An 8002-nucleotide genomic window follows, 5' to 3' on the forward strand; every position below is an offset into this window, starting at 1 on the left:
AGTTTTCCCATGCAGGGCGAATGCTATTTCTCACTGGCAAGCAATGCGATCGCAAGCATAGCGAAAACTAAACCAATGTATCCATTCATAGAAAGTGACTTTTGCTGCAGTAAAAATGTGCCTAGGATATTGCTGAGGATCAACCCACAGGAACCCATCACTGCTGCAACTCTACCAATCTCGGTGGAACTCCATAAATAAATTTGTCCAGCAATTCCCAGAAAGCGTGTGATTGTAAATAGCCAAAACCAAGGATGGCTAACAATTTCTGGGCTAAATCCATACTTATATAAATGGCCTGCCGCAGGAATTTCACCCACAAGAAAAATCAGTTGGGTTATCAGGGCGATCGCCAACAAAAAAGCATTCATAAAATCTTTGACACCTGTCTTGCATGGGTTTGTGGAACGAACTGGCACATATCAAAAACTTCTTAGGTCATTCGATCTAACGTGCGATATTGTACGGCTTCGGCAAGGTGAGAGGTTTTGATGGTTTCCTCAGCGGCAAGATCGGCGATCGTGCGCGATACTTTGAGAATCCGATCTGTGGCACGGGCTGATAGTCCCAATCGCTTGATTGCCGCTTCGAGCAAGTTCCGCGAGGCTTCATCGAGTTGACACCATTGACGAATATGTCGAGCCTGCATCTGGGCATTGCAATTAACCTGTGCCTCAGCTTGAAATCGCTCTTGCTGCCGTTGACGTGCTGCCTGAACCCGCGATCGCACCGCTTCCGAACTTTCTCCCTCAGGCGATCGCATGATTTCTTCGGGCTTCAGTCTGGTTACTGCCACCTGCAAATCGATCCGATCCATCAAAGGTCCCGATAGCTTTGCCCAATATTGTTCCCGTTGGCGCGGTGTACAAGTGCAAGGTTGAATGGAATCGCCGTAATATCCGCATTGACAAGGATTCGTACTCGCGATCAGGGTAAACTGGGCTGGAAAGACCACGGATTGACGCGTGCGCGAGATACTGACAAAGCCATCTTCCAGTGGTTGACGTAGAAATTCTAGGACTTCCCGTTTGAATTCCGTTAGCTCATCCATAAAAAGAATGCCGTGTGTGGCGAGAGATATCTCTCCCGGTTTTGGGAAACTACCACCACCCACAAGAGCAGGTCCTGATGCCGAGTGATGGGGGCTGCGAAATGGGCGATCGCAGACCAATCCTTTGCCTTTTAGCAACCCTGCCACGGAATAGACCTGTGTAATCTCTAAGGCTTCTTGGAAAGATAAATCGGGCAAAATACTGGGTAAACGTCGAGCCAATAGAGTTTTCCCAGAACCAGGAGAACCCACAAAAATCAGGTTGTGTCCGCCCGCTGCCGCCACTTCCAAGGCTCTTCTTGCATGTTGCTGTCCCTTGACATCCTTAAGGTCGAGCTTAAACGGAACTTCTGTAGGCTTGGGCATGTCGCGATCGGCGATCGCAGGCTGATATTGTTGCGGATTGGCTAAGAAATCTCCAACCTCCGTTAAGTTCCGCAAGCCATACACAGCTAGACCTTTGACTAAAGCCGCTTCTTGGGCATTCTCAATCGGTACGACCATACCGCTAATCCCCATCTTTTTTGCCGATGCAGCGATCGGCAGTACACCCGAAACGGCTCGCAGGGAACCATCAAGGGAAACTTCTCCCACAAACAAAAAGTCACCCAACAGCATTGGATCGACTTGGTCGGAAGCGGCGAGAATGCCAATACTGATCGGTAAATCGAAGCTAGGCCCCTCTTTTCGCAGATCGGCAGGGGTTAAATTCACGACGATCTTTCGCATGGGAAAGGAATAGCCAGAGTTTTTAAGCGCTGCTTTTACCCGTTCTTTGCTCTCTTGCACGGCAGTATCAGGCAAGCCGACCACGACAATTCCCGGTAGACCGCCTGCAACATCCACCTCTACACCCACTTGTACGGCATTGATGCCTAAAACCGATGCACTCCAAACTCTTGCTAACACGATCTATTCTATCTCACCTGCGAACACTTTCTGGGCGGGGCCTGTCATCAGGACGTGATTGGTTTCTGCCGACCAGTGAATGCGTAAATCCCCCCCTGGGAGATTGACTGTACAGAGGCGATCGCAGAGGTTATTCAACACACCTGCGACCAAAGAGGCACAGGCTCCCGTTCCACAGGCTAGGGTTGCGCCTGCACCGCGTTCCCACACCAACATCTTGATATAGTCGGGACGAACCACTTCAATAAATTCCGTATTTGTGCGCTTGGGAAATGCAGGATGATGCTCAAATTTGACCCCGAGTTCTTTGAGGGGAATGCTAGCGACATCAGGCACAAAGGTAATGCAGTGAGGGTTTCCCATGCTTACGGTCGTTACTGCCCAGGTCTTTCCATCGACTTCAAGAGGATAGTTTATAACTTTGCTCTGGGGTTCGCCTAAGGTCGTCGGAATCTCCGCTGCTAACAGCACGGGTTCGCCCATATCCACCGTAACCTGTCCGTCAGCATCCAGTTGCGGTACGATCTTACCCGCCCCAGTTTGAATCTCGTACTTCCCTTCTACGGGTTCGATACCTAAGTCCTGCATGAATTTGGCGAGACAACGAATGCCATTGCCACACATTTCGGGCTCGGAACCATCGGAGTTAAAAATCTGCATTCTGTAGCTACCGCTATTCGGATCGGATGTGGGCAAGAGAAAAATCACGCCATCTGCCCCAATACCAAAGTTGCGATCGCACCACCGTACTGCCTGTTCGGGCGTTATATAAGGTTCAGGTCGATCTCGGTTATCAATGAGAATGAAGTCATTGCCAAGCCCATGATATTTACTAAATGCGATCGCCATGATGATACAAGTTGAAATCTAAATTAGCCCCCATTTTAGCTCATTCATATGAACCGCTACTCAAGGAATCCTGACACGATGATAAACTATGGTAAAACCTATTTCACCCCGTAAGCTACGCTAACAAATATCTTGAAATGTTTTGATAGATTGGACTAAGTTGTGGAACTAGCATTTGAGTGGGACGAGCAAAAAGAAACTGAAAATATCAAGAAACATGGCATTGGTTTTCAAGAAGGAAAGACTGTATTCAACGATCCTTTATCCATTACACTTAGCGATCCCATACACTCAATAGATGAAGACCGATTTATCGATCTTGGGTTTTCCAATCAAGGAAGATTACTAATTGTAGTTTATACAGAACGCCAGCAAAATATTCGCATTATTAGTTGTCGCAAAGCCACTAACAAAGAACGGAGTTTTTATGAACAACAGTAATTCTGATCGAGATCGAGCAACTGCGGAAGATATGTTGCCTGAGTACGATTTTAGTGAAGGAGTACGAGGTAAGCACTATAAGGCTTACCAAAAAGGGCACACAGTTAAAATCCATCAACCTGATGGATCGGTTAATGTGCAACACTTCACTTTAGAAGAAGGCGCAATCATGCTCGATCCTGATGTTCGTAAGTATTTTCCAGATGCTGCTTCAGTGAACCATGCTTTACGTACTCTAATCACGCTATTCCCCAATCAATATGACACTCTTAGTATGGGAAAACAAAATGAACATGTATAACTTGACTTGTGAAAACTCACTGCATAAATACATGTATCCAATTGACAGATTCTGAAGCATTTGGGCTACTTTAAAACAGGGTTGTTATAAAACAGGCGTGATGTACTACATTTTTCGCACTCAGTAAAAAACTCTAAGCCACTTTTGCGAGTTTTCTCACGATCGCCACAGGTAGGACAAAGGTGCTTAATCGCTAGGTTGAATAAATCCGATAGTTCTTTTTGGACTTTCGGGATTTGATTTTGGCAAAGCCATGAGTAGAAAGCTAATTTGTGAAACATGCTGTACAAGTTCTACTCTATTCCCCTCTGTATTGCCAAGAAATAGAATCATGCTGGGATTATAATAACCAACATCAGAGACATGAAAAGTTATGGTCTGCCCGAAAGAAACAAGCCTCATACCCACTTCATTTTCTGCGTCTAGTTCTTGATCGAATTTTATAATTCGCTCATACAATTGTTTTGCGAATTCACTTGCTAAATTTGCTTGTTGCTGCTCAGCAAGGGAAATTGTTGAAGCAATTGCCTTATTTTCAAGATGCTGTTGATGCTTGGATGAAATACTTTTCTCGATCTCAGCTAAACTAAACATGCTCATGATGCTTATAAAGATTCAAATACCATAAGATTCTAATGCATAATTTAGTTTAAATAAACCACAATTCATACATGAGCATTTGGTAGTTACCGAACCTTATCTTTATCTATAGATACCAACATCTATAGATACCAACAACTGATCATTCTTTTGCCTTTGTTAAGATCTACCGAAAAGTTAAAGAGATAGAACTTAGCATTTTCAGCTCGTTATTAAGTTATTATCGGTTATTGTTCAGAAATATTTGGTAATCTATAAATACTGTTGTTCATTTAGATGGCTAAGGTGCCCTCAATGATGAAGAAAGAGGCTATAAAACTGCTTGAGGATGAGGGTTGGACTAAAGCTGATGCTTTGCGAGCTTTAGAGGATGTTGTTTTTGATGCCGATCCTGATGAGCTTGTTATTCGGCGAGCTGTTTCATTGTTTGCTGGTTCTGAACTAATGAAGCGTCAACGGCTCCAAGCTGCTCAAAAAGGACAGGCAACAAAAAAGAGCAAAGATATTGAACTAAAAGACAAAGAAAACAAAGAACTTGAGATAAAAGCTAAAACTCTAGTTTCTGCGAATAAAGAACTGATTGAAGTTAACGATCAACTTAAAAAAGATAATAAAGATTTGAAAAATATAGTTGATCGAATCAAGCTTCAAATAGCCTTAGATGTAAAGAAGCTTATGCATTACGAAGATAGTGAAATCAGAAAAGCATTGGCTAAGTGGTTCAAAAGTATCCAAGGGTGAGGAACTAGTTTGATGCCAAGTAAAAAGAGTAAACCCAAGAATTTTAATGGAATGAGTTATCGCGAAATTCAGCGTAATAACTCAAACAATCGAAAGAGTCTAGATATAGAAGCCCAAAGGTACTTAAAAAAAAATGGATATAAAAATGTAGGTTGGGATAACGTCATTATTCTCTATCAGAAGATTGAGGAATTATCAGATGAGGTTACTCTTGAAGATTTATTTTTAGAGGCTGATCGTATAGGTAATAAATATCTCACTGCCCAAGAGATAGCTGAGGCGAATCAAAGTTTATCTAAAGTATTGAATGAAATTGATGAAGAAATAGATAAGAAATTTCCCGATACAGAAATTGAGATTATTGATTTCAGAAAGAAGAAAACCCATTAGTAGAAATATATCGGAGTATATTGTGGATCTTGAAGATAAAGAACTTAGAGAGTTGTTTGCACTTGCAGACAAAATTGGCAATAAGCGTTATAACAAATTAACTCATCAGGATTTTGAAAATTATAGAAAATTTGATTTTTGGCGATATGTAAATGGTGATTTTGAATGTGGAACTACACAAGAAAGTCGAGATTGGGTAAACAATAATTCTGATTGGGCTTGTCCTATTTGTTCTGAGAAGTATTCTAGAAAAGGAGGCAAAACCGTCGATCACAAGCTTCCTAGAGCGCAGTATCCTTGGTTATCAATGGAATTTCAAAATTTATGGGTTATTTGCCGGAGTTGTAATAAAGAGAAGGGAGAAATGCACTGGTATGAGTACGAACGCTATATGCTTCTTCACTATCCAGCACTTTATCCATTTATTAAAACTGTACGTCCAACCAACTTACTCAACGCTCTAAAAAGTTAAGCAGTAGGATATTCGGCAAGGACATGTTTCAAGTATTGACCTGTGTAGGAATGGGGAACTTTAGCTACCTGTTCGGGTGTTCCTTCGGCAATGACTTCACCGCCGCGATCGCCACCTTCAGGTCCCAAGTCAATCACCCAGTCGGCACAGCGAATCACATCCAGATTGTGTTCGATCATCAAGACGCTATTTCCCTTGTCCACCAAGCGTTGCACGACATCGAGCAACTTATGCACATCGTAGAAACTCAGTCCCGTCGTAGGTTCGTCGATCAGATAGAGGGTTTTTCCAGTGGCACGGCGAGCGAGTTCCGTGGCAAGTTTCACCCTTTGTGCCTCACCACCCGAAAGCGTCGGAGCGGGTTGACCGAGACGAATATAGCCCAAACCCACATCCACCAACATGCCTAGCCGAGTATGGGCAAGGGGAATATTCTCAAAGAAGTGCATCGCTTCTTCGATCGTCATATCTAAGACATCAGCGATCGTTTTATCTTTGTACTTTACCTGTAGAGTTTCGCGGTTGTAACGAGCGCCCTTGCAGACATCGCAACGCACGTAGACATCAGGCAAGAAGTTCATCGAGATCACGTTCACGCCCTGACCGCTACAGGCTTCGCAGCGACCACCCTTGACATTAAACGAGAACTGTCCTGCTTTATAGCCGCGCGTTTTAGCAGCGGTAGTCAGGGCAAAGGTCTCGCGGATCACATCAAAAGTACCCGTATAGGTAGCGGAATTAGAACGCGGCGTGCGTCCAATCGGAGACTGGTCGATCACGATAAATTTATCCAGCGATCGCTGACTTACTCCTTTGGAAAAAGGTTTTGCAGAATTTTTGCGAAGTGGGCAAAATCTTCTTGGAACTTCTCTAGCTTCTCCCCATCAACAATGATGTGTTGGGCAGGGTAATTCTTTATTATCTCTATAATTGAAACTTGATTATCTTGAGCAGAAAGTAAAAGCGCAGCACGCAGTGCCTGTCTGTTCGCACCTCCCGCAGGCATTTGAATTACTTGACCTGCCTGATCCAAAAAAAATTCACCGACAGTATGGTTGAGAGCTTTATCTAAAAACTTACGACTAATCATTACCTGCTGCTTCAGTGCATGCTGAACAATACAATTTAGTGGTGCTTTTTGATTTAAAAACTCTCCAAGTGGTGAATCTAGCTCTCCAGTCTTCGTAAATTCTTCAAGTTGAGAAACAGTTACACTTGCTTCAAAAATGCTGTAACGAAACTTGATCTCGTCAGAAGCAAAAGTTTTTGCTTCCGTAAAAAAAGATATACCCACAATCACAGCTAAACTTGCGATCGCTTTCAGTAGCTGACTTTTTAGAGTTTGCATACTTTTTCTTTTTTAACAACTTGCCTCAATAAAATTACGGAGCAGGGAGCAAACTCTGTGGATTACTGCTTATGCATTGATACTTAGGATCGCAGATTGATTAAAGTGTAATTCTTTCGCAGTAATTGGCATTTTAACCAATGCATCTTAGTGGCTGGAATTGCAGATAATTTAATCTATAATCCTTAGCTTAAAGTAATTAGGGACGAGTAGGAAAATAAAGTACCCCTAAATTGACGAAACCTCGGATTTCCAGATTTGCTTTTTGGTACTTGATTAATCGCCATGTCCTTTAGTTATCTGCTGGTTGTATGTTTACCTCAAATCTTAGGTAAAAACTTACTTGCGTAAGTTTTTACGAAAAGCTACACTTCTTATTGAGTTGAAATTTTCATGAAGTTGGTGAATACTATTCTTTAAAGTGAGTGAAGCAAATGCTGTTAGACAAAACAGTACTGGCGGGGCACTATGAGATTATACAGCGTATTGGTGGGGGAGGATTTGGGCAAACCTATTTAGCTAAAGATACCCATTTGCCAAATCATCCTCAATGTGTTGTGAAGCAGTTTCAACCACATGTGGATCAGGGAGTACCACGAGAAAAATTACTTAGTCTGTTTGATAAGGAAGCCAAAGCACTCTATGACCTTGGTACGCATGATTGCATTCCTCGCTTGTTGGCGCATTTTGCAGAAGGTGATGAATTCTATCTAGTTCAAGAATATATCGAAGGGCACACATTATTAGATGAGTTGGTGTCTGGGCAGACCTTAACCGATTCTTATGTGGTTTCTCTGCTGATTAACATTCTTGAGGTCTTAGAATTTGTCCATAAGCAGCAAGTTATTCGCCAATTCAAGAATGAAATGCAACGCCTAGAGATCTTTGCGTAAAGGGACT

Annotated in this window: 11 protein-coding genes and 1 pseudogene; 6 read left to right on the forward strand and 6 right to left on the reverse strand. The window is 42.7% G+C overall.

Annotated features, from left to right (window positions below; genetic code table 11):
• Positions 1-23: 23 nt before the first annotated feature.
• The 3 genes from V2H45_RS15950 to dapF are packed head-to-tail and all read right to left on the reverse strand — an operon-like array spanning position 24 to position 2809.
• Positions 24-419 carry a hypothetical protein gene (locus V2H45_RS15950; protein WP_330484647.1) on the reverse strand — a complete coding sequence of 132 codons (396 nt, stop codon included), beginning with the start codon at positions 417-419 and terminating at the stop codon, positions 24-26.
• 14 nt (positions 420-433) lie between these two features.
• On the reverse strand, positions 434-1960 hold the full coding sequence (locus tag V2H45_RS15955) for a YifB family Mg chelatase-like AAA ATPase (protein WP_330484648.1): 1527 nt from the start codon (positions 1958-1960) through the stop codon (positions 434-436).
• Between the two features lie 3 nt (positions 1961-1963).
• The gene (dapF, locus tag V2H45_RS15960) at positions 1964-2809 is read right to left on the reverse strand and encodes a diaminopimelate epimerase (RefSeq protein ID WP_330484649.1); all 846 of its coding nucleotides are present in this window, start codon (positions 2807-2809) and stop codon (positions 1964-1966) included.
• A 162-nt stretch (positions 2810-2971) separates the two neighbouring features.
• Between dapF and V2H45_RS15965 the strand changes: the two genes are divergently transcribed.
• Positions 2972-3250, forward strand: a complete 279-nt coding sequence (locus tag V2H45_RS15965) for a BrnT family toxin (protein WP_330484650.1) — start codon at positions 2972-2974, stop codon at positions 3248-3250.
• The gene (locus V2H45_RS15970; RefSeq protein ID WP_330484651.1) at positions 3237-3551 is read left to right on the forward strand and encodes a hypothetical protein; all 315 of its coding nucleotides are present in this window, start codon (positions 3237-3239) and stop codon (positions 3549-3551) included. Before V2H45_RS15965 ends, V2H45_RS15970 begins: the two co-directional genes overlap by 14 nt.
• 186 nt (positions 3552-3737) lie before the next feature.
• Here the strand turns inward: V2H45_RS15970 and V2H45_RS15975 are convergent, their stop codons facing one another.
• Positions 3738-4151 carry a DUF6173 family protein gene (locus tag V2H45_RS15975; protein WP_330484652.1) on the reverse strand — a complete coding sequence of 138 codons (414 nt, stop codon included), beginning with the start codon at positions 4149-4151 and terminating at the stop codon, positions 3738-3740.
• 294 nt (positions 4152-4445) lie between these two features.
• Between V2H45_RS15975 and V2H45_RS15980 the strand changes: the two genes are divergently transcribed.
• The 3 genes from V2H45_RS15980 to V2H45_RS15990 are packed head-to-tail and all read left to right on the forward strand — an operon-like array spanning position 4446 to position 5754.
• On the forward strand, positions 4446-4892 hold the full coding sequence (locus V2H45_RS15980) for a hypothetical protein (RefSeq protein ID WP_330484653.1): 447 nt from the start codon (positions 4446-4448) through the stop codon (positions 4890-4892).
• Positions 4893-4904: 12 nt separating this feature from the next.
• Positions 4905-5282: a hypothetical protein gene (locus V2H45_RS15985; protein ID WP_330484654.1), complete on the forward strand. Its 378-nt coding sequence runs from the start codon at positions 4905-4907 to the stop codon at positions 5280-5282.
• A 22-nt stretch (positions 5283-5304) separates the two neighbouring features.
• A complete protein-coding gene (locus V2H45_RS15990) occupies positions 5305-5754 on the forward strand; it encodes an HNH endonuclease (protein WP_330484655.1) in 450 nt (149 codons plus the stop codon).
• Here the strand turns inward: V2H45_RS15990 and V2H45_RS15995 are convergent.
• Positions 5751-6551, reverse strand: a pseudogene (locus V2H45_RS15995) (excinuclease ABC subunit UvrA); the annotation flags it as partial. The gene V2H45_RS15990 and the pseudogene V2H45_RS15995 overlap by 4 nt on opposite strands.
• A gap of 8 nt (positions 6552-6559) precedes the next feature.
• A complete protein-coding gene (locus V2H45_RS16000) occupies positions 6560-7102 on the reverse strand; it encodes an alpha/beta hydrolase (RefSeq protein ID WP_330484657.1) in 543 nt (180 codons plus the stop codon).
• Positions 7103-7536: 434 nt separating this feature from the next.
• On the opposite strand from V2H45_RS16000, the gene V2H45_RS16005 reads away from it, so the two are divergent.
• Entirely contained in the window at positions 7537-7995 is a 459-nt protein-coding gene (locus V2H45_RS16005) for a protein kinase domain-containing protein (RefSeq protein ID WP_330484658.1), read from the forward strand.
• Positions 7996-8002: the final 7 nt, after the last annotated feature.

This window comes from Tumidithrix elongata BACA0141 (assembly GCF_036349135.1).
GTDB lineage: Bacteria > Cyanobacteriota > Cyanobacteriia > Pseudanabaenales > Pseudanabaenaceae > Tumidithrix > Tumidithrix elongata.

Bases quoted from the DNA above. Each gene is read 5' to 3' on its own strand.
- dapF (WP_330484649.1), bottom strand. From the start codon at position 2,809: ATGGCGATCGCATTTAGTAAATATCATGGGCTTGGCAATGACTTCATT.
- V2H45_RS15970 (WP_330484651.1), top strand. From the start codon at position 3,237: ATGAACAACAGTAATTCTGATCGAGATCGAGCAACTGCGGAAGATATG.
- V2H45_RS15975 (WP_330484652.1), bottom strand. From the start codon at position 4,151: ATGAGCATGTTTAGTTTAGCTGAGATCGAGAAAAGTATTTCATCCAAG.
- V2H45_RS15980 (WP_330484653.1), top strand. From the start codon at position 4,446: ATGATGAAGAAAGAGGCTATAAAACTGCTTGAGGATGAGGGTTGGACT.
- V2H45_RS15985 (WP_330484654.1), top strand. From the start codon at position 4,905: ATGCCAAGTAAAAAGAGTAAACCCAAGAATTTTAATGGAATGAGTTAT.
- V2H45_RS16000 (WP_330484657.1), bottom strand. From the start codon at position 7,102: ATGCAAACTCTAAAAAGTCAGCTACTGAAAGCGATCGCAAGTTTAGCT.
- V2H45_RS16005 (WP_330484658.1), top strand. From the start codon at position 7,537: ATGCTGTTAGACAAAACAGTACTGGCGGGGCACTATGAGATTATACAG.